The organism is Pseudomonas sp. NBRC 111132, assembly GCF_001320565.1.
In the GTDB taxonomy this organism is placed as follows: domain Bacteria; phylum Pseudomonadota; class Gammaproteobacteria; order Pseudomonadales; family Pseudomonadaceae; genus Aquipseudomonas; species Aquipseudomonas putida_P.
Map to the genome: position 1 here is coordinate 1 of NZ_BCBI01000031.1, position 19,986 is coordinate 19,986.

A 19,986-nucleotide genomic window follows, 5' to 3' on the forward strand; every position below is an offset into this window, starting at 1 on the left:
GATCAAAAGCACAGTACAAATGTCGAGCGGGAGTGCGGGCCGCTTTGCGGCCCGTCGCGTAAGCAAAAAAAACCCGGGTTCTGGGGGAGGAATCCGGGTTAAGACCATTAGGAGTAAAACAAAGGTACGCGGTCCCTGAGCACCTTTATCGGCGCGCCACTTGGGGGGGATGCGCCGCGCCAACACTTCAAGTATTGGTCAGGTTTGGCGCAGTGCCAGTGCATATTGGTCGTTTTTTAAACAGATTTGGAATACGCCGCCGTTCCGTTCCTCCCGCATCGCATGGCCGTATGCATCGTGAAACACTGCCATGCTTGGATGATCCGTGCAATTTCCCGCAAGTTAGGCATAATAAACCGCTTCGATTGTCATCCAGTCCTTCCCATGCAGAAAGAACCTCGTAAGGTCCGTGAGTTTCGCCGTCGCGAACAGGAAATCCTCGACACCGCGCTCAAGCTGTTTCTCGAACAGGGCGAAGACAGCGTCACCGTCGAGATGATCGCCGACGCCGTGGGCATCGGCAAAGGCACGATCTACAAGCACTTCAAGTCCAAGGCGGAAATCTACCTGCGCCTGATGCTCGACTACGAGCGCGACCTGAACGCGCTGTTGCACTCGGCCGATGTCGACCGTGACAAGGAAGCCCTGTCGCGCGCCTACTTCGAGTTCCGCATGCGCGATCCGCAACGATACCGGCTGTTCGATCGCCTTGAAGAAAAGGTGGTCAAGGGCAACCAGGTGCCAGAAATGGTCGAGCAGTTGCACAGCATCCGCGCTTCCAACTTCGATCGCCTGACCCAACTGATCAAGGGTCGTATCAGCGAAGGTAAACTCGAAGACGTGCCGCCGTACTTCCATTACTGCGCCGCCTGGGCGCTGGTGCATGGCGCCGTGGCGCTGTACCACTCGCCGTTCTGGAGCAATGTATTGGAAGACCAGGAAGGCTTCTTCCAGTTTCTGATGGACATTGGCGTGCGTATGGGCAACAAGCGTAAGCGCGACCCGGAACCAACCAACTGAAGCGCTTCGTCACTTCCCGCTGAAGCCGGTAGGGTGCGGTGGGGGCTTGCAAAAACCTGATTTATGAGTCAGGTTTCGCCTGCCCCTCATCATCCATGCCGGAGTCATTCATGATTGTCGATCGTCAAGGCAGGCGCTTTCGCAACCTGCGTGTCAGCCTGACGGCTGCCTGCAATTACGCCTGCACTTACTGCGTACCCGACGGTAAGCGCCTGGTGGCGGCGCAGGACGAACTCTCAGCAGACTCCCTGGCCCGTGGCGTGGCCTACCTGATCGAAGCTGCCGGCGTCGAGCGCCTGCGCATCACCGGCGGTGAACCGCTGATCAGCCCGCGCCTGGACGCCTTTCTGGCTGGCGTGGCCAAACTTGATCTCGACGATATCTCGCTGACTACCAATGGCCAGCTGCTGGAGCGCAAATTGCCGCAGTTGCAGGCGGCCGGTATTCGTCGCCTGAATGTTTCCCTCGACACCCTCGACCCGCAAGCCTTCCGCCGTATCGCCCGAGGCGGCGACTTGGCCTGCGTGCTGGCGGGTATGCAGCAAGCCAGCACCCTGGGCATGCAGGTGAAAGTGAACATGGTGCCGATGCGTGGGCAGAACCTCGACCAGGTGCTGCCGCTGCTGGAATACTGTCTTGAGCGCGGCTTCGAGTTGCGCTTCATCGAACTGATGCGCATGGGCCATCTGGCCCGTGATCACAATGCTTTCCTGCAGCAGTTCGTCGGCCTCGACCAGCTGCTCACGCTGATTGGCGGCAAGCATACCTATGCCCAGGTCGACGCGCCCTTGGATGCCACTGCCTTGCGTTATCAAATCCCCGGCAAGGGCTACTTCGGTGTTATCGCCAACGAGACTGTGCCGTTTTGCCGTACCTGCTCACGGTTGCGCCTGTCTTCAACGGGCTGGTTGCATGGCTGTCTGTCGTCAGGCAACCGCCACTTCGTCGGTGACCTGCTGGAAAAGCCACGCCATCAGGCGCTGCCAGCCCTGCAACGGTTGTTGGTCAAGGCGTTGGCAGACAAGCAGGAGCTGGCGTTTTCCGGGGGCGTTACGGTGATGAAGGTGATCGGTGGCTGAAGCTGGCGCAAAAGCTGCATCCGCCGGCTATTCGCCGGTTTTTCGTCGCCGGCCACTGGAGGAAAGATGCGTAGCCTGGTCTTGCTGCTGGCGCTGATGGCGCTGGGCGGCTGCATGAATGTCAGTGATATGGGCGAGGGCGTTCGCTATCACATGAGCGATGCCGGTCTGTTGGATCACAGTGAAACCCGCCGCACCTTGTCGATCCGCCTGCAACCGGACTCGTTCATTTTCATCGGCCAGGGTGCATTCGTGCCGCCGGGCAAGGGGCCAGTGCCACGGCAGAACGCAGTGGCAGAGCAAGCCTTCAAGAGCTTCGTCGAGTATTTCCCGCTGGTACGCCGCGCCCAGGGCCCGTTGGGCCTGGAGGAGGCCATTGCCCAGGCGCGCTCGGTAGGCGCCGATTACGTGTTGTATACGCGTTTCGCGCGCACCGACGACCGCATCGGCAATGGTGACGAGTGGTACGACGAACAGGCCGTCGACCGCGTGGGTTGGGACAGTGGCGTGGTGCAGATGATGCTGATCGAAACCAATACCCGCTACCTGATCGACACCGCCCGCATCAAGAGTCGTGGCGGTTTGTTGACGTTCCACGACAATACCCCGGAGGATTTGCTTGGTGCGCCGATGCGCGAGTACGCTCGTAGCCTTCTGGGCATGAGTGAATGAGGCAAGCGTGATGAGCGATTCCGGCAAGGCCAATGACCTTCTGGCGCAGATCCCCAAGGCCAAGGGCCTGCCGCCGGTGCATCTGTGGAACCCGGACTTCTGCGGCGACATCGACATGCGCATCGCCCGCGATGGCACCTGGTACTACCTGGGCACGCCGATCGGGCGCAAACCGATGGTGCGGCTGTTTTCTACCATCATTCGCCGCGATGGCGATGACTATTTCCTGATTACTCCGGTCGAGAAGGTTGGCATTCGCGTTGACGATGCCCCGTTCGTGGCTGTAGCGCTGGACGTGCAGGGCAAGGGCAAGCAGCAAGTGCTGCGCTTTACCAGCAATGTCGAGGACCAGGTCGAGGCCGGGCCGGACAATCCTCTGCGGGTGGTCATCGATCCGGTGACGCAGGAGCCGTCGCCGTATGTGCTGATGCGCAGCAACCTTGAGGCGTTGATACACCGCAATGTGTTCTACCAACTGGTGGAGCTGGCGGTGCCGCGTGAGATCGAGGGTGAGGAATGGCTTGGAGTATGGAGCCAGGGCGAGTTTTATCCGATTGGGCGCAGCAGCTGAATGCTCTGTTGCCAGTGCCCGCGAAAGGCCGGCACTGGCAACAATCGGCCTCCTGATTTTCCCCAGGATTGGCCATTTGTCTTCAGCCTGTCAGGGCCTAACCTGCTGGCAATTGCCATCCAGGAGAAGCCCAGCATGAAACCCTCAACGCTCATCCTCTTCGCTCTGCTCGCCGCCCAAACCCCCGCCTGGGCCCACGGCGACGTTGCCGACCAGGTCACAGTCCTGCAGCAGCAACAACCCTCGAATGCCCCCGGCAAAACCGCCGTCATGCTTACCGTCAGCTACGCACCCGGCGAAGCGTCCCCTGCGCATCAGCACCCAGGTGCAGTGATGGCCTACGTGCTGGAAGGTGCGGTGGTATCGAAGCTCAACAACGAGCAGGAAAAGACCTACAAGGCCGGCCAGTACTGGTACGAGGCGCCCGGCACCGTGCATAGCGTGTCACGTAATGCCAGCAAGACCCAGCCTGCCAAGCTGCTGGTCTGGAGCCTGGTGGATGAGGGCAAGCCGGTGACCGAAGCGCTGGGCCAATAAACCCGATGCAACGAAAAAGCCCCCAGTTGCTTGCGCATCTGGGGGCTTTTTCAGTGTTTGGCTCCGCGACCTGGACTCGAACCAGGGACCCAATGATTAACAGTCATTTGCTCTACCGACTGAGCTATCGCGGAATCTGCGCGTATCTTACTGATTGCCCAGGGGAAGTCAAGCCACCCCTAGGCAAAACAATGAGTTACAGCACTTCCACGATAGCCTTGGTGACCACATGGATGTTGCTCTGGTTCAGCGCGGCCACGGCGATACGGCCGGTGTCCAGGGCGTAGATGCCGAAATCGTTCTTCAGGCGGGCCACCTGATCAACGGTCAGGCCCGAGTAGGAGAACATGCCGACCTGGCGGCCAACGAAGCTGAAGTCGCGATTGGCGCCATATTCGGCCAGCAGCGAAACCATCTGCTTGCGCATGCCGTGGATGCGCTGGCGCATTTCGCCCAGTTCGGTTTCCCACATCTGGCGCAGTTCGGCGCTGTTCAGCACGGTGGCTACGATGGTTGCACCGTGGGTTGGTGGGTTGGAGTAAGTGGTGCGGATCACGCGCTTGACCTGCGACAGCACGCGAGTGCTCTCGTCCTTGGAGGCGGTGACGACCGACAGTGCGCCGACGCGCTCGCCGTACAGCGAGAACGATTTGGAGAACGAGCTGGAAACAAAGAACTCCAGGCCCGACTCGGCGAACAGGCGAACGGCGAAGGCGTCTTCGGCGATGCCATCACCAAAGCCCTGGTAGGCCATGTCGAGGAACGGCACGTGGCCCTTGGCCTTGACCACCTCCAGGACATTTTTCCAGTCGTCCAGGTTCAGGTCGACGCCGGTCGGGTTGTGGCAGCAGGCGTGCAGCACGACGATCGAGCCCGATGGCAGGGCGTTGAGGTCTTCCAGCATGCCGCCGCGGTTCACATCGTTGGTCGGCGCATCGTAGTAGCGATAGGTCTGCACCGGGAAACCGGCCGACTCGAACAGCGCGCGATGGTTTTCCCAGCTTGGGTCGCTGATGGCGACCACGGCGTCAGGCGAGATGCGCTTGAGGAAGTCGGCACCGATTTTCAGTGCGCCGGTACCACCGACGGCCTGTACGGTGACCACACGGCCAGCGGCCAGCAGTGGCGACTCGGCGCCGAAGATCAGCTTTTGCACGGCCTGGTCATAAGTGGCGATGCCGTCGATCGGCAGGTAGCCGCGCGAGGCGTGCTGTGCGGCACGCTGGGTCTCGGCTTCGATCACGGCGCGCAGCAGCGGGATGCGGCCTTCCTCATTGCAGTACACGCCCACGCCCAGGTTGACCTTGTCGGTACGTGGGTCGGCGTTGAATGCTTCGTTGAGGCCCAGGATAGGGTCGCGGGGTGCCAGCTCGACAGCGGAAAACAGGCTCATTGTTACTTCGGCTCTGATTGGAGAGTGATAGGACGTACACGCTCCAGCCGAATGCACTGAAGCGGTGCACAAACGGGGAGTCAGTATAGTGATACCGACCGGTCACCGCGACACTCTGGCGCAGCTTTTCCGGTTATTTGCGCAAATATTTTTCGACCATTGGTCTAATTGCCGGGTCCACCGTTACACGCGTTCACAGCTATGCCTTGAAAGCGCCCCCGAGCGGGCGCATTTGGGTATAGACTACTGGCTAAATTTACAGTTGCCGCAGCGCCGCGAGGTCCGTCATGTCCGAGTTCCAGCTCGTCACCCGTTTCCAGCCGGCAGGCGACCAGCCCGAGGCCATCCGCCAGTTGGTCGAAGGCATCGAGGCGGGGCTGTCGCACCAGACGCTGCTCGGCGTGACGGGCTCGGGCAAGACCTTCAGCATTGCCAACGTCATCCAGCACGTGCAGCGCCCGACGTTGGTGCTGGCGCCGAACAAGACCCTGGCCGCACAGCTGTACGGCGAGTTCAAGGCGTTCTTCCCCAACAATGCGGTGGAGTACTTCGTCTCCTATTACGACTACTACCAGCCGGAAGCCTACGTGCCGTCGTCGGACACCTTCATCGAGAAGGACGCCTCGATCAACGACCACATCGAGCAGATGCGCCTGTCGGCGACCAAAGCGCTGCTGGAGCGGCGCGACGCCATCATCGTCACCACCGTCTCGTGCATCTATGGCCTGGGCAGCCCCGAGACCTACCTGAAAATGGTCCTGCACGTGGACCGTGGCGACAAGCTCGACCAGCGCGCGCTGCTGCGCCGCTTGGCGGACTTGCAGTACACCCGCAATGAAATGGACTTTGCCCGTGCCACCTTCCGCGTGCGGGGCGATGTGATCGACATTTTCCCGGCGGAATCGGACCTGGAGGCCATCCGCATCGAGCTGTTCGATGATGAGGTGGAGAACATCGCCGCCTTCGACCCGCTGACCGGCGAGGTTTTCCGCAAGCTGCCGCGTTTCACCTTCTATCCCAAGAGCCACTATGTCACCCCGCGTGAAACGCTGCTGGAAGCAGTGGAGGGCATCAAGGAAGAACTGAAGGAGCGCCTGGAATACCTGCACAAGGCCAACAAGCTGGTCGAGGCGCAGCGCCTGGAGCAACGCACCCGCTTCGACCTGGAGATGATCCTCGAGCTTGGCTACTGCAATGGCATCGAAAACTACTCGCGCTATCTGTCCGGGCGCCCGGCCGGGGCGCCGCCGCCTACCCTGTACGACTACCTGCCGCCCGATGCGCTGCTGGTGATCGACGAATCCCACGTCAGCGTTCCGCAGGTAGGCGCCATGTACAAGGGCGACCGCTCACGCAAGGAAACCCTGGTCGAGTATGGCTTTCGCATGCCTTCGGCACTGGACAACCGGCCGATGCGTTTCGACGAGTGGGAGGATGTCAGCCCGCAGACCATTTTCGTTTCAGCGACCCCTGGCCCCTACGAAGCTGAGCATGCCGGGCGCGTGGTGGAGCAGGTGGTGCGCCCGACCGGCCTGGTCGACCCGCAGGTCGAAATACGCCCGGCGCTGACTCAGGTCGATGACTTGTTGTCCGAGATCCGCAAGCGTGTCGCGGCAGGCGAGCGTGTGCTGGCGACAACCCTGACCAAGCGCATGGCCGAAGACCTTAGCGACTACCTGGCCGATCACGACGTGCGGGTGCGCTATCTGCACTCGGACATTGACACTGTAGAGCGAGTGGAGATTATCCGTGACCTGCGCCTGGGCACCTTCGACGTGCTGGTAGGTATAAACCTGCTGCGCGAAGGCTTGGACATGCCCGAGGTGTCACTGGTGGCGATCCTCGATGCGGACAAGGAAGGCTTCCTGCGTTCCGAGCGCTCACTGATTCAGACCATTGGCCGTGCTGCGCGTAACCTCAATGGCCGGGCCATCCTCTACGCCGACAATGTGACGGGCTCGATGCAGCGAGCGATCGATGAAACCGAGCGCCGCCGCGAGAAGCAGATCGCGTTCAACGAGGCCAACGGTATCGTGCCCAAGGGCGTGGTCAAGGACATCACCGACATCCTGGAAGGTGCCACGGTACCTGGCGCGCGCAGCAAGAAGCGCAAGGGCATGGCCAAGGCGGCGGAGGAGAGCGCCCGTTACGAGGCCGAACTGCGTACGCCGGGCGAGATCACCAAGCGTATCAAGCAGTTGGAGGAGAAAATGATGCAGTTCGCTCGCGACCTAGAGTTCGAGGCTGCGGCGCAGTTGCGCGACGAGATCAGCCAGTTGCGCGAGCGGTTGATTACCAGCTGAAGTATGACGTGGGGGCGGCCTTGTGTCGCGAAAGAGCCGCCCCCACGGTGGCCGCGTAGCACCTTGAGTGTTTAATGTGCTTCCCCGGCTTTCAACCCTTCCGGCAACTTCCGGGTCAGCAACACCGCCACCATGCTTACCGCCAAGCCTATCCCGACAAAATGGAACGCATCGTTGTAAGCCATGATCATGGCCTGCTGGTGGGTAATCTCGCTCAGCTTGCCCAGCGCCGCGTTGTCATTGCCCAAGCGCTCCGCCAGTTGCGCCAGCCTTTCCGCTACCTGGGGGTTGCTCGGCACCACCGATTCGCGAAGGTAGTCGAAATACACCTTGGTCCGCGCATCCAGCAGGGTGGCCAGCAGGGCAATGCCGATGGCCCCGCCCAGGTTACGCAGGATATTGAACAAGCTCGACGCCGACCCTGCATCCTGCGGCTGGATATACGCTGTGGCGATCAGCGAAATGGTCACCATGATCATCGGTTGACCCAGGGCGCGGATGATCTGGATGTGGTTGAACTGCGGCCCGGCAAAGTCCGGGTTGAGCACCCCAGAGCCGAAACTGGCAGCCCCGAACAGGCAGAACCCCAACGCGCACAACACCTTGGGTGACACCACCTTCATCAGTTGCGGCACCAAGGGGATCAGGAACAGCTGCGGAATACCCATCCACATGATCACCTCGCCAATCTGCAAGGCGTTGTAGCCCTGCACCTGCGCCAGGTACAGCGGCAACAGGTAGATCGACCCGTACAGGCCCACACCCATGCCCAGGCTGGCGATGCTCGACAGGCCGAAGTTGCGGTTACCCAGGATGCGCAGGTTGATCAGCGGGTGCGGTTTGGAAAACTGCAAGATGACGAAGGTGATCAGGCTGACCAGGGCCACACTCCCCAGGCCGACGATGAGGTTCGACTCCAGCCAGTCCTTGCGGTGGCCTTCTTCCAGAAACACCTGCAGGCAGCCTAACCCCAGGCCCAGGGTGACGATGCCGGCGTAATCGGTGCTTTTCAGCAGTTCCCAGTGCGCTTCTTTCTTCTCCAGGCCATACATCAGGCCGGCAATCATCACCAGGCCTGGTGGGATGTTGATGTAGAAGATGTACTCCCAGCCCCAATTCTCGGTCAGCCAGCCGCCCAGGGTGGGGCCGATGGAGGGCGCGAAAGTGGCGGTCATGGCGAACATCGCCATGCCCTTGGCGCGGTGGTGCTCGGGCAGCTTGATCAGTGTCAGGGTAAATGCCAGCGGAATCAGCGCGCCGCCGGTGAAACCCTGCAAGGCGCGAAACAGGATCATGCTCTCCAGGTTCCAGGCCATCGAGCACAGCAGCGACGACAGCAGGAAGCCGCCCGATACCCACACGGCCAGGCGCCGCGCCGACAGCAGCTGTACCAGCCAGGCCGTCAGCGGGATCATGATGATTTCCGCCACCAGGTACGAAGTGGAAATCCATGAGCCTTCTTCCAGCGTCGCTGACAATGCGCCCTGAATGTCCTTCAACGAGGAGTTGGTGATCTGGATGTCCAGCACCGCCATGAAGGCACCGAGCATCACGCTCATCACTGCGATCCAGTCGCGCCGAGTCGGCTCCGCAGTGGGGCGGAGCAACGTATCACCGGCCATGTTGGCCTTCGTCTTCGCGGCGCAAGTCGACGGTGGCGGTGACCGACATGCCAGGGCGGATACGCCCGTGCAACGGGTTGTCGGCGCTGAAGGTGAGTTTTACCGGGATACGCTGCACCACCTTGGTGAAGTTGCCGGTGGCGTTGTCTGGCGGCAGCAGGCTGAACTGCGCGCCCGAGGCGGCGAACAGGCTGTCCACCCGCCCTTCGATGGGGGTGTCGGGGTAGCTGTCGAACAACAGCTCGGCACGCTGGCCAGGCTGCATGTGGCCAATCTGGGTTTCCTTGAAGTTGGCCTGCACCCAGATATCTTCGTCCGGCACGATCGACAGCAGGTAAGCGCCGGCCTGTACCACCTGGCCATTGCGCGCATTGCGCTGGCCGATGGTACCGCTGATGGGCGCGCGGATTTCGCAGCGGGTCAGGTTCAGCTCGGCCTGGGCCAGGTCGGCGCGGGCGTTGGCAATTTGCGCATCCAGGCGTTTCAGGTCGGCGTTCAGGGCGTTGACCTGCTGGCGCTGGCTCTGCAAGTCGGCCCGGGCCTTGTCGACCTGGGAGCCGGCAACATGGCTGTCCGCCGACAGGGTGGTGACCCGCTCTTCGGAGACATAACCCGGCTTGCGCAACTTCTCGGCGCGGCTCAGGTCCAGGCGTGAGCGGTCGAACGTGGCCTGGTTGGCCGCCACCTGAGCCTGGCCAGCGGCAATCAGGCTACCTTGTTGGGTCAGGCGGCTCTGTGCCTGCGCGTACTCGGCTTCGCGGGTGGCCAAGGCGGCGTGTGCGCGCTCGACAGCCAGTTCGAAGTCGGCGGCTTCCAGGCGCACCAGCAGGTCGCCCTTGTTGACGTGCTGGTTGTCCTCGACCGGCACAGTGTCGATACGTGCGCCAAGCTGGCTGGAGATACGGGTGATCTCGCCCTGCACATAGGCATTGTCGGTGCTCTCGTAGAAGCGGCCCTTGAAGTACCAGTGGGCCAGGAAGGCGAGGGCGATGATGGCCACCAGAGTAAAGAAGATCGCCAGGCGGCGTTTGAGTTGAGCAGGCATGGGGACTATCGTTCCAAAAATGTAAACAAATTTAACAGCGCCGCAGGGCCTGTCGACAAGTGACGTTCGCGCCATTGCTGGAGCCCGGTGCCTGCCTCCTGCTAACATCCCGCCTTTGTTTCATCTTTCGTTCGAGACTCTCCATGACCACCGTACGCACGCGTATCGCGCCATCGCCTACCGGCGACCCCCATGTCGGCACCGCCTACATCGCCTTGTTCAACTACTGCTTTGCCAAGCAGCACGGCGGTGAGTTCATCCTGCGCATCGAAGACACCGACCAGCTGCGCTCCACGCGCGAGTCGGAGCAGCAAATCTTCGACGCCTTGCGTTGGCTCGGCATCGAATGGAACGAAGGACCGGACGTCGGCGGCCCGCATGGCCCATACCGGCAGAGCGAGCGTGGCGATATCTACGCCAAATACGCCAAGGAACTGGTTGACGCCGGCCACGCCTTCTACTGCTTCTGCACCGCCGAAGAGCTGGAGCAGATGCGCGCCGAGCAGCAAGCTCGCGGCGAAACCCCACGCTATGACGGCCGCGCGCTGCTGTTGAGCGCCGAAGAAGTGCAGCGCCGCCTGGATGCTGGCGAGCCGCACGTGATCCGTATGAAGGTCCCGAGCGAAGGTATCTGCGTGGTGCCGGACATGCTGCGCGGCGATGTCGAAATCCCGTGGGACCGCATGGACATGCAGGTGCTGATGAAGAACGACGGCCTGCCGACGTACTTCCTGGCCAACGTGGTCGACGACCACCTGATGGGCATCACCCACGTGCTGCGTGGGGAAGAGTGGCTGCCGTCGGCACCCAAGCTGATCAAATTGTACGAGTACTTCGGCTGGGAGCAGCCCAAGCTGTGTTACATGCCGCTGCTGCGCAACCCGGACAAGTCCAAGCTGTCCAAGCGCAAGAATCCGACCTCGGTCACCTTCTACGAGCGCATGGGCTTCATGCCGGAAGCGATGCTCAACTACCTGGGCCGCATGGGCTGGTCGATGCCTGACGAGCGCGAGAAATTCTCGCTGGCCGAGATGGTCGAACATTTCGACCTGTCGCGTATCTCGCTGGGCGGCCCGATCTTCGACATCGAGAAGCTGTCCTGGCTCAATGGTCAGTGGCTGCGCGAGTTGCCGGTCGAAGAGTTTGCCACTCGTCTGCAGAAGTGGGCGTTCAACAGCGACTACATGATGAAGATCGCCCCGCATGTGCAGGGCCGGGTCGAGACTTTCAGCCAGGTTGCCCCGCTGGGCGGGTTCTTCTTCGAAGGTGCGCTGAAGCTGGATGCCAAGCTGTTCGAAAGCAAGAAACTGTCGGCCGACCAGGTGCGCCAGGTGATCCAGCTGATCCTGTGGAAGCTCGAAAGCCTGCGCCAGTGGGAAAAAGAGCGCATCACCGGTTGCATCCAGGCCGTGGTCGAGGCGTTGGAGTTGAAGCTGCGTGATGCCATGCCGCTGATGTTCGCCGCCATCACCGGCCAGGCCAGCTCGGTTTCGGTATTGGACGCCATGGAAATCCTCGGCCCCGACCTGACCCGCTACCGCCTGCGCCAGGCCCTGGACCTGCTGGGCGGTGTGTCTAAGAAAGAAAACAAAGAGTGGGAAAAGCTGCTGGCTTCCATCGCCTGATTCAGCTTTACCCCTAACCTGTAGGAGCGGGCTTGCCCGCGAATGCGATGGTAAATTCAACACCGCATTCGCGGGCAAGCCCGCTCCTGCAGGTTCAACTAAACCTCCAAGAACTGGGGCAGGGCGGTAAGTGATTGTTATCTGTGAAAATTTTTTTGAATATTTTGAAAAATTAGTTTGACAGCTTTGCAATCCGATCTTAATATGCGCCCCGTCCACAGCGATGAACGAAAACGAAACGCCAGGCACCCAGCCAGCGCTTCGGTTCAACGCGACATTGTGGGGCTATAGCTCAGCTGGGAGAGCGCCTGCATGGCATGCAGGAGGTCAGCGGTTCGATCCCGCTTAGCTCCACCAAATTCCGCTTAGCAGCCAAGGCTGATAAGCAAGACCGGGTCCAGCAACCGGGTCTTGAAGGTAAGAAGGTTCGTCCCCTTCGTCTAGTGGCCTAGGACACCGCCCTTTCACGGCGGTAACAGGGGTTCGAGTCCCCTAGGGGACGCCAGTTTTACACAGGCGATGTTTCACGATGTCGCTGGGCCGCGAGGCTATAAATCTGGGGCTATAGCTCAGCTGGGAGAGCGCCTGCATGGCATGCAGGAGGTCAGCGGTTCGATCCCGCTTAGCTCCACCAATTTTGCCGCGGTTCGCTTTGGCGGGCCGGCACGAAGGTTACGTCCCCTTCGTCTAGTGGCCTAGGACACCGCCCTTTCACGGCGGTAACAGGGGTTCGAGTCCCCTAGGGGACGCCACTTTTTCCTGCGTTTTGCAGGGCTTAAAAAGGCTCGTCGATTATTGATGAGCCTTTTGTTTCGGGGCTATAGCTCAGCTGGGAGAGCGCCTGCATGGCATGCAGGAGGTCAGCGGTTCGATCCCGCTTAGCTCCACCATTTCTGCCAGGGTTCACGCAAGTGGACCTTCGCGAAGGTTACGTCCCCTTCGTCTAGTGGCCTAGGACACCGCCCTTTCACGGCGGTAACAGGGGTTCGAGTCCCCTAGGGGACGCCACATTTACCCGCGTTTTGCGGGACTTTAAAGGCTCATTCGCTTATTGAATGGGCCTTTTGTTTTTCTCCCCTCTCCAAAAAACCACTACCGACCGACGGTTGAATATTTTGCTTGCCAAAAAATATGATGAGAATAATATTTCGATCATCATATTTTGCATGGTGAGTGCCCTGATGAGCGACAAGAAGAGCAGAACCCGTGAACGCATTCTGGAAGCTGCGCGCAGTGCGCTGATCCAGCATGGCCCGGCGGAGCCCAGCGTCAGTCAGGTGATGGGCGCGGCAGGCCTGACCGTCGGCGGCTTCTATGCCCACTTCGACAGCAAAGACGAGCTGATGCTCGAAGCATTCCGCCAGCTGTTGGGCGAGCGCCGCGCCTTGCTCGCCCAGATCGACCCCAATCTCGATGGTGCCGGGCGGCGTGCGCTGGCCGGGGCCTTCTACCTGTCGCGCAAGCACCGGGACGCCGAAGTGCACGCGTGCCCGTTGCCTAACTCGCTGGGCGAAATGCAGCGCCTGCCGGAGGTTTTCCGCGAGGTGCTGGCCGAGCACATCGAATTGATGACCGCCGCAATGGTTGACCGCCCTGAGGATGCCGACAAGGCGCTGGCCGACCTGGCGCTGATGGTCGGTGGCCTGGCGCTGGCGCGGGCCTTGGGTACCAGTGACCTGTCTGACCGTATTCTGCGCGCCGCCAAATCGGCGGTGCTTTAACCCTGGAGCATGGCGATGACCACCCTGAGCTGGATTCGTGGTGTCAATGGCACCCTGGGCCGCCTGGCCCCTGAGCATGTCGCGGGCAAGATGCGTCGTGCCTTCATGACCCCGCGCAACCTGCCGCCGCGGGACTGGGAGCTGCCCATGCTGGCCAGCGCCGAGCGCATTACCCTGCGCTTCGGCCTGTCGGCCTTGCGTTGGGGCCAGGGGCCGACCGTGCTGCTGATGCATGGCTGGGAAGGGCGCCCGACCCAGTTTGCCGCCTTGATCGAAACCCTGGTCCAGGCCGGGCACACGGTAGTGTCGCTGGAGGGGCCGGGGCATGGGCGTTCGCCTGGCGAGCAGGCCAATGTGGTGCTGTTTGCCCGAGCGCTGCTTGAGGCTGCCGCCGAGTTACCGCCACTGCGTGCGGTCATTGGCCATTCCATGGGGGGGGCCAGTGTGTTGCTGGCCCTGCAGATGGGGTTGCGCACAGAATCGGCGGTAAGCATTGCGGCCCCGGCGCGGCTGCTAGGCGTGTTGCGAGGTTTTGCCCATCACCTGGGGTTGCCGGCGCGGGCACGGGCGGCGTTCATTCGCCAGATTGAGCGGGATGTGGGCATGCAGATCGCGCGGCTGGATGTGACCGGTTACCAGCTGGAATTGCCGGGGTTGGTGGTGCATGCCGCCGATGATGCCTTGGTGGCTCCCGATGAAGCCCATGTAATCCATAAGGCCTGGTTCGATAGCCGCCTGATGCTGCTGGAAGAGGGCGGCCACCAGCGGGTGCTGGCTGACCCGCGTCTGGGTGAAGCCGTGCTCGAATTGCTGGCCCGCGCAGCCGCACCGGCGCGGCAAAGCGCCTGATTGGCAGGCTGCCCCTGTCGTTGCAGGAGTGGCCGTGTCAGGGCGGTAGGGCTGGACATTCTTCTGCAGGTCGCTGCTAAATTCACTTTTTGCGCCAAGGAAGCGAACATGAGCTGGGACCTGGCAACACCCTTCGTCATCGACCTGCGCGTCGGCAGCGAGGATATCGACGGCCTCGGCCACGCCAACAATGCAGTCTATGTCACCTGGCTGGAGCGCTGCGCGTGGCGCCACTCCCAGCGCCTGGGCCTGGACCTGGCCGAGTATCGGCGCCTGGACCGGGCGATGGCCGTGGTGCGTCACGAAATTGATTATCTGGCTGCCGCCTACGAGGACGACGAGCTGCAACTGGCCACCTGGATCATCGATTGGGACCAGCGGCTGCGCATGACCCGGCGCTTCCAGCTCAAGCGCCCACGTGACGGTGTAACCCTGCTGCGCGCGCAAACCACCTTTGCCTGCATCGAGTTGTCCAGCGGTAAACCCAAGCGTATGCCGGCGGAATTCATCGAGGGTTACGGTCCGGCGCTGATCGGCGCCTGAATCGCCGGCAATTTTTGTTAGACTGCCGGCTTTTTACCCCGAGACCCCAACATGCAAATTGCCCTGGCCCCCATGGAGGGGCTGGTCGACAACATCCTGCGCGACGTGCTGACGCGCGTGGGCGGTATCGACTGGTGCGTCACCGAGTTCATTCGCGTGTGCGACCGCCTGCTGCCGCCTTCTTCGTTCGACAAGCTGGCGCCCGAATTACGCCAGGGCGCGCGCACGGCTGCCGGGGTGCCCATGCGCGTGCAGTTGCTGGGTTCGGACCCGGTGTGCCTGGCGGAGAACGCCGCGCTGGCTTGTGAATTGGGGGCGCCGGTGATCGACCTGAACTTCGGTTGCCCGGCCAAGACCGTGAACAAGTCACGCGGTGGTGCCGTGCTGCTCAAGGAGCCGGAGTTGCTGCATGCCATCGTGCGTGAAGTACGCCGTGCGGTTCCGGCGAATATCCCGGTCACGTCGAAGATGCGGCTGGGCTTCGACAGCCCTGATGGGGCGCTGGAGTGCGCCACGGCGCTGGCCGAAGGCGGTTCTGCGCACCTGGTGGTGCACGCACGGACCAAGGTCGAGGGCTACAAGCCACCCGCGCATTGGGAGTGGGTGGCGCGGGTACAGGATGTGGTCAAGGTGCCGGTGTTCGCCAATGGCGAGATCTGGACCGTCGACGACTGGCGGCGTTGCCGTGAAGTCAGTGGGGCCGAAGATATCATGCTGGGCCGTGGGCTGGTGTCGCGCCCAGACCTGGGCCTGCAGATAGCCGCCGCGCGTGAGGGGCGCGACTATCAGCCGATGAGCTGGGATGACCTGCTGCCGTTGTTGCGCGAGTTCTGGCGCCAGGCCCAGAACAAGTTGTCGCCGCGCTATGCGCCAGGGCGGATGAAGCAGTGGCTGGCGATGTTGACCCGCAGTTACCCCGAAGCGGTGGTGTTGTTTGCCGAGTTGCGTCGGGAGGATGATTGCGCGCGGATCAGCCGTTTGCTTGGGGTTGAGCCTCAAGCTCTGGAAGCATGTGTTGCCTGAGTCGGCTGCTTCGCGGGGTTACCGACGAAGCAGCCACCAGATCCCGTGCAAGAAATCAGATTTTTTCTGCTTGCCCCTTGAAAGCATTTCCCTCGGCCATATCTCTTGAGTACGCGATGCCGAAGTCGGGTCGCGTAATGACTTACTTGCTGATTCTCAGGAGTTTATGACCATGACCACCGCTTTCTCTCTCGCTCCACTGTTCCGCCATTCCGTTGGTTTCGACCGTTTCAACGACCTGTTCGAGTCCGCGGCGCGTAATGAGGCCGGTAGCAGCTACCCGCCCTACAACGTGGAAAAGCATGGTGATGACCACTACCGCATCGTGGTTGCCGCAGCCGGATTCCAGGAGCAGGACCTCGACCTGCAGGTTGAAAAAGGTGTCCTGACCGTAACCGGTGGCAAGCGCGAAAATGGCGCCACTGAGGTGACCTACCTGCACCAAGGTATCGCGCAACGCGCCTTCAAGCTGTCGTTCCGCCTGGCCGACCATATCGAAGTCAAGGCCGCCGGCCTGGCCAATGGCCTGCTCAGCATCGACCTGCTGCGCATCGTGCCTGAAGAAGCCAAGGCCAAGCGCATCCCGATCAATGGCGACAAGCCAGCGCTGAACTGAAGGCGCAGATGTGAAGAAGGGCACCCTCGGGTGCCCTTCTTGCGTTTACACGCCGGCTCAATAATCTGCGGGCGCCTCCAGTAGCATCTGCCGAAACTCCGGCAACGGCAGCGGCCGGCTGTGCAGGTAGCCCTGGTACAGGTGGCAGCCCAGCCGTTCGAGAAACTCCAGCTGTTCGGTCAGCTCCACCCCTTCGGCAATCACCGCCAGGTCCAGGCTGCGGGCCATGGCGACGATGGCGCGGACGATTTCGGCGTCGTTGGGGTCGATCGGTGCATCGCGCACGAAGGTCTGGTCGATCTTCAACGCATCCACCGGCAAGCGCTTGAGGTAGGTCAGCGAGGAATAGCCGGTGCCAAAGTCATCCATGGCAAAACTCACCCCGTAGCGCTTCAGTTCGCGCATCTTGCTGATGGTGTCTTCCAGATTCTGGATGACAATGCCTTCGGTGATTTCCAGTTTCAGCATATGCCGCGGCAGGCGATAGTCGTCCAGGCTGCGCAGCACCCGGCCGACAAAGTCGTTCTGGCGGAACTGCCTGGGGCTGATGTTCACGCACAGGCTGAAGTCATCGGCGTCGATCAGCCCGTCGGTCAGCATGCGGGCGCAGGCGTCGCAGGCTTCGTCGAGAATCCAGCTGCCAACTTCAAGGATCAGGCCGCTTTCTTCCAGCACCTGAATGAACTGTGGGGGCGGTTGCTGGCCCAGTTGAGGGTGGTGCCAGCGCAGCAGCACTTCGGCGCCGACAATGCGGTTGTCGCGGGCATCCACCTGCGGCTGGAAGTGCAGCGCCAGTTCGCCACGGGCCAATGCCAGGCGCAGGTCGTTTTCCATGCGCAAGCGCTCGCTGGCGGCCTTCTGCATGGTGGTGTGGAACAGTTGGGTGGTGTTGCGTCCCGAGTCCTTGGCCCGGTACAGGGCGATATCGGCACGCTTGAGCAGGTCGGCCGGCGTGGCGCCGTGGTCGGGGATCAGTGCCACGCCGATGCTGGGTGTTACCTGCAGGCGCTGGCCATCCAGCGACATCGGCTCGGCCAGCAGTTCGCGCAGGGTGTCGGCCAGCTCGCGCACCTTCTCTTCCACCAGTTCGCGGCTGCCTTCCAGGCCGCTGAGCAGCACCACGAATTCGTCGCCACCCAGCCGCGCCACGGTGTCTTCCAGGCGCACGCTGGCCTCCAGTCGGGCGGTGATGATCTTCAGCACGGTGTCGCCCACCGGGTGGCCCAGCGAATCGTTGATGTGCTTGAAGTGGTCGAGGTCGAGGAACAGCAGGGCGCCGCGCAGGTTATGGCGCTTGAGCAGGGCGATCTGCTGGCTCAGGCGGTCCATCAGCAGGGCACGGTTTGGCAGGTTGGTCAGCGGGTCGTGGTAGGCCAGGTGGCGTATCTGTGCCTGGGCGTTCTTCAGCTGGCTGACGTCGCGGGCGTTCAGCAGCAGGCAGTCCACTTCATTGAGGGTTATCGGTTCCACCGAAACCTCAACGGTGAGGATATCGCCTCGCTTGTTGCGCCCGAGCATCTCGCGGTGGTGCACCCGGCCACGCTCGCGCAGTTCGGCCAGCAGTGCGCTGCGCTGCTTGTCGTCGGCCCAGATGCCGATCTCGTACACCGTGTGGCCCACCACTTCGGCTGCGCTGTAACCGGTCAGGCGGCAGAAGCCGTCATTGATTTCCAGGTAGCGGCCGCTGTGGCGTTCGGTGATGGTGATGGCGTCGGGGCTGGAGTGGAAGGCCTTGGCGAACTTTTCTTCGCTGGACTTGAGCGCGGCCTCGGCACGTTGCTGCTGGGTAATGTCGCGCAGGGTGGTAACGCTGCAGGGCTGGTCGTCGACGGTGATCAGGCGGCTGGAAATCACGCAGGTCAGGGGCGCGCCATTGCGGTGATTGACCACCACGGCAACGTTGCTCAGGGCCTGCTCGCGGATCACTCGCTCGATACGTTGCGCGCGCTCGATGGACTCGGCCCACAGGCCGATCTCTTCTGCAGTGCGGCCAAGTACCTGTTCGCCGTTCCAGCCGAAGGTCTGGGTGAATGCCGGGTTGATCTCGATGAACTGGCCCGTGTCCTGGCGGGTGACGCAGATCGGGTCGGGGCTGACCTGGAACAGGCTGGCAAACTTCTCCTCCGAGGCGCTAAGGCGCTGCTCGCGTTCCACCTGGTCGGTAATGTCGAGCAGGGTGCCTGCCATGCGCAGCGGGTTGCCCTGCTCGTCGCGGTACAGCCGCGCGCGGCTTTCGATGTAGCGTGAAATGCCGCTTTCCAGCTGCACCCGGTAGGTAATCTGGTAATTGCCTGCGGGCCCTTCGCGCAGGCTGCGGTAGGCCTGGCGCATCGAATTGCGTTCCTGCTCCGGTACCCCTTCGAAAAACGCATCGAACGATTCATGAAAGGGGATCGGCGGTAGGCCGTGCAGCTGCGCGGCGCGGGCCGAGCCGTAGAGCATGCCGCTGGGGATGTGCCAGTCCCAGGTGCCCAGCTGCGCCGAGTCCAGGGCCAGGTCCAGGCGCTCCTGGCTGTCTTTCAGGGCCTGCTCGGCGCGCTTGCGTTCGGTGGTGTCGACGAAGGTACTGATCAGGAAGGTCACGCCCTCCAGCTCGATACCCTGGGTGCAGAGGATGCCGTCATGCACTTTGCCGCTGGTGGCGCGGAACTGCACCTCCATGATCAGCGGGCCGCCGTTGGCGCGGGTGGATTCCATGACCTGGTGGCGCTGTTCGGGGTTGACCCACAGGCCCAACTCCAGGCTGGTCTTGCCGATCACCTGGCTGCCGGGCCAGCCGAACATGTCCTCGAAATGCTGGTTCACTTCGAAAATCATGCCGTCGTGCCGACGGGTCAGCAAAATAGCGTTGGGGCTGAGGTGGAACAGCGTGGCGAAGCGCTTTTCCGAATTGATCAGCGCCGTTTCCCGTTCGCGCTGGCGGGTGATTTCGCGGATCACCCCGATCATCTGCGGCCGGCCCTGCGGGTCGTGGGTCAGGCTGCCGTTGATCTCAAGCCAGTGCAGGCTACCGTCCGGCCAGCGGATACGGTGGCGCATGGCCTGCTCCACGGGCTCGCCGTTGAACACCGCCTGGAACACCTGGCGGGTGCGGGCGCGATCCTCCTCGGGCAGCAGGTCCAGGTAATCGATATCGGCGGGCAGTGGCCGCTGCGGATCGAAGCCGAACAGGGCTTGGGTGCCCCGCGACCAACTGACCCTGCCGCTTTCGATGTCCCACAGCCAGGCGCCCAGGCGCGCGCCGTTGAGCGCGGCCAGCAGTTGTGGCGCGTTCTGCCAGGCCTGCTCGGACTCCTGGGGATCAGCCGCAGGTATTCGCGGCAGGCGCAAAAAGCGGTTTGCTGATTTGGGCATCGGTACCAGACCT

Annotated in this window: 16 protein-coding genes and 7 tRNA genes; 18 read left to right on the forward strand and 5 right to left on the reverse strand. The window is 62.0% G+C overall.

Features of this window, described 5'->3' with window-relative positions; genetic code table 11:
* The first annotated feature begins 384 nt into the window (after nucleotides 1-384).
* The 5 genes from APH35_RS15835 to APH35_RS15855 all read left to right on the forward strand — a co-directional run bounded on the left by APH35_RS15835 (nucleotide 385) and on the right by APH35_RS15855 (nucleotide 3,879).
* Nucleotides 385-1,020, forward strand: a complete 636-nt coding sequence (locus APH35_RS15835; RefSeq protein WP_012271171.1) for a TetR/AcrR family transcriptional regulator — start codon at nucleotides 385-387, stop codon at nucleotides 1,018-1,020.
* Between the two features lie 110 nt (nucleotides 1,021-1,130).
* Nucleotides 1,131-2,099, forward strand: coding sequence for a GTP 3',8-cyclase MoaA (locus tag APH35_RS15840; RefSeq protein ID WP_012271172.1), 969 nt, complete (start codon nucleotides 1,131-1,133; stop codon nucleotides 2,097-2,099).
* A 66-nt stretch (nucleotides 2,100-2,165) separates the two neighbouring features.
* Nucleotides 2,166-2,771: a DUF4823 domain-containing protein gene (locus tag APH35_RS15845; protein WP_012271173.1), complete on the forward strand. Its 606-nt coding sequence runs from the start codon at nucleotides 2,166-2,168 to the stop codon at nucleotides 2,769-2,771.
* Nucleotides 2,772-2,781: 10 nt separating this feature from the next.
* A complete protein-coding gene (locus APH35_RS15850; protein WP_060494534.1) occupies nucleotides 2,782-3,342 on the forward strand; it encodes a DUF1285 domain-containing protein in 561 nt (186 codons plus the stop codon).
* Nucleotides 3,343-3,477: 135 nt separating this feature from the next.
* Entirely contained in the window at nucleotides 3,478-3,879 is a 402-nt protein-coding gene (locus APH35_RS15855; protein WP_012271175.1) for a cupin domain-containing protein, read from the forward strand.
* 58 nt (nucleotides 3,880-3,937) lie between these two features.
* On the opposite strand, the gene APH35_RS15860 is transcribed toward APH35_RS15855, so the two are convergent.
* Together APH35_RS15860 and APH35_RS15865 are read right to left on the reverse strand one after the other, a co-directional pair.
* A tRNA-Asn gene (locus APH35_RS15860) sits at nucleotides 3,938-4,013 on the reverse strand.
* A gap of 62 nt (nucleotides 4,014-4,075) precedes the next feature.
* Nucleotides 4,076-5,272, reverse strand: coding sequence for an amino acid aminotransferase (locus tag APH35_RS15865; RefSeq protein ID WP_012271176.1), 1,197 nt, complete (start codon nucleotides 5,270-5,272; stop codon nucleotides 4,076-4,078).
* 287 nt (nucleotides 5,273-5,559) lie between these two features.
* On the opposite strand from APH35_RS15865, the gene uvrB reads away from it, so the two are divergent.
* Nucleotides 5,560-7,575, forward strand: a complete 2,016-nt coding sequence (gene uvrB, locus APH35_RS15870; protein WP_012271177.1) for an excinuclease ABC subunit UvrB — start codon at nucleotides 5,560-5,562, stop codon at nucleotides 7,573-7,575.
* 71 nt (nucleotides 7,576-7,646) lie between these two features.
* Here the strand turns inward: uvrB and APH35_RS15875 are convergent, their stop codons facing one another.
* Together APH35_RS15875 and APH35_RS15880 are read right to left on the reverse strand one after the other, a co-directional pair.
* A complete protein-coding gene (locus tag APH35_RS15875) occupies nucleotides 7,647-9,137 on the reverse strand; it encodes an MDR family MFS transporter (protein ID WP_171577272.1) in 1,491 nt (496 codons plus the stop codon).
* A gap of 49 nt (nucleotides 9,138-9,186) precedes the next feature.
* Nucleotides 9,187-10,242, reverse strand: a complete 1,056-nt coding sequence (locus APH35_RS15880) for an HlyD family secretion protein (protein WP_012271179.1) — start codon at nucleotides 10,240-10,242, stop codon at nucleotides 9,187-9,189.
* A gap of 143 nt (nucleotides 10,243-10,385) precedes the next feature.
* Here APH35_RS15880 and gltX point away from each other — a divergent pair, with 143 nt between their 5' ends.
* The 12 genes from gltX (at nucleotide 10,386) to APH35_RS15940 (ending at nucleotide 16,619) form a co-directional block, all read left to right on the forward strand.
* The gene (gene gltX / locus APH35_RS15885; RefSeq protein WP_012271180.1) at nucleotides 10,386-11,867 is read left to right on the forward strand and encodes a glutamate--tRNA ligase; all 1,482 of its coding nucleotides are present in this window, start codon (nucleotides 10,386-10,388) and stop codon (nucleotides 11,865-11,867) included.
* A gap of 281 nt (nucleotides 11,868-12,148) precedes the next feature.
* Nucleotides 12,149-12,224: transfer RNA gene (locus APH35_RS15890), tRNA-Ala, on the forward strand.
* Between the two features lie 72 nt (nucleotides 12,225-12,296).
* A tRNA-Glu gene (locus APH35_RS15895) sits at nucleotides 12,297-12,372 on the forward strand.
* A gap of 53 nt (nucleotides 12,373-12,425) precedes the next feature.
* Nucleotides 12,426-12,501 (forward strand) — tRNA-Ala (locus tag APH35_RS15900).
* 42 nt (nucleotides 12,502-12,543) lie between these two features.
* Nucleotides 12,544-12,619: transfer RNA gene (locus APH35_RS15905), tRNA-Glu, on the forward strand.
* Between the two features lie 62 nt (nucleotides 12,620-12,681).
* Nucleotides 12,682-12,757: transfer RNA gene (locus tag APH35_RS15910), tRNA-Ala, on the forward strand.
* Nucleotides 12,758-12,799: 42 nt separating this feature from the next.
* Nucleotides 12,800-12,875 (forward strand) — tRNA-Glu (locus APH35_RS15915).
* A 173-nt stretch (nucleotides 12,876-13,048) separates the two neighbouring features.
* The gene (locus APH35_RS15920; protein ID WP_060515096.1) at nucleotides 13,049-13,588 is read left to right on the forward strand and encodes a TetR/AcrR family transcriptional regulator; all 540 of its coding nucleotides are present in this window, start codon (nucleotides 13,049-13,051) and stop codon (nucleotides 13,586-13,588) included.
* Between the two features lie 15 nt (nucleotides 13,589-13,603).
* Nucleotides 13,604-14,437, forward strand: coding sequence for an alpha/beta fold hydrolase (locus APH35_RS15925; RefSeq protein WP_012271182.1), 834 nt, complete (start codon nucleotides 13,604-13,606; stop codon nucleotides 14,435-14,437).
* 108 nt (nucleotides 14,438-14,545) lie between these two features.
* A complete protein-coding gene (locus APH35_RS15930) occupies nucleotides 14,546-14,980 on the forward strand; it encodes an acyl-CoA thioesterase (RefSeq protein WP_012271183.1) in 435 nt (144 codons plus the stop codon).
* Between the two features lie 51 nt (nucleotides 14,981-15,031).
* A complete protein-coding gene (locus tag APH35_RS15935; RefSeq protein WP_060494531.1) occupies nucleotides 15,032-16,003 on the forward strand; it encodes a tRNA dihydrouridine synthase in 972 nt (323 codons plus the stop codon).
* A gap of 172 nt (nucleotides 16,004-16,175) precedes the next feature.
* Complete coding sequence (locus APH35_RS15940) at nucleotides 16,176-16,619, forward strand: Hsp20 family protein (RefSeq protein WP_012271185.1); 444 nt, start codon at nucleotides 16,176-16,178, stop codon at nucleotides 16,617-16,619.
* 57 nt (nucleotides 16,620-16,676) lie between these two features.
* Here the strand turns inward: APH35_RS15940 and APH35_RS15945 are convergent, their stop codons facing one another.
* Nucleotides 16,677-19,973 (reverse strand): PAS domain S-box protein, encoded by a 3,297-nt coding sequence (locus APH35_RS15945; protein ID WP_060515080.1) that lies wholly within the window; start codon nucleotides 19,971-19,973, stop codon nucleotides 16,677-16,679.
* Nucleotides 19,974-19,986 lie beyond the last annotated feature (13 nt).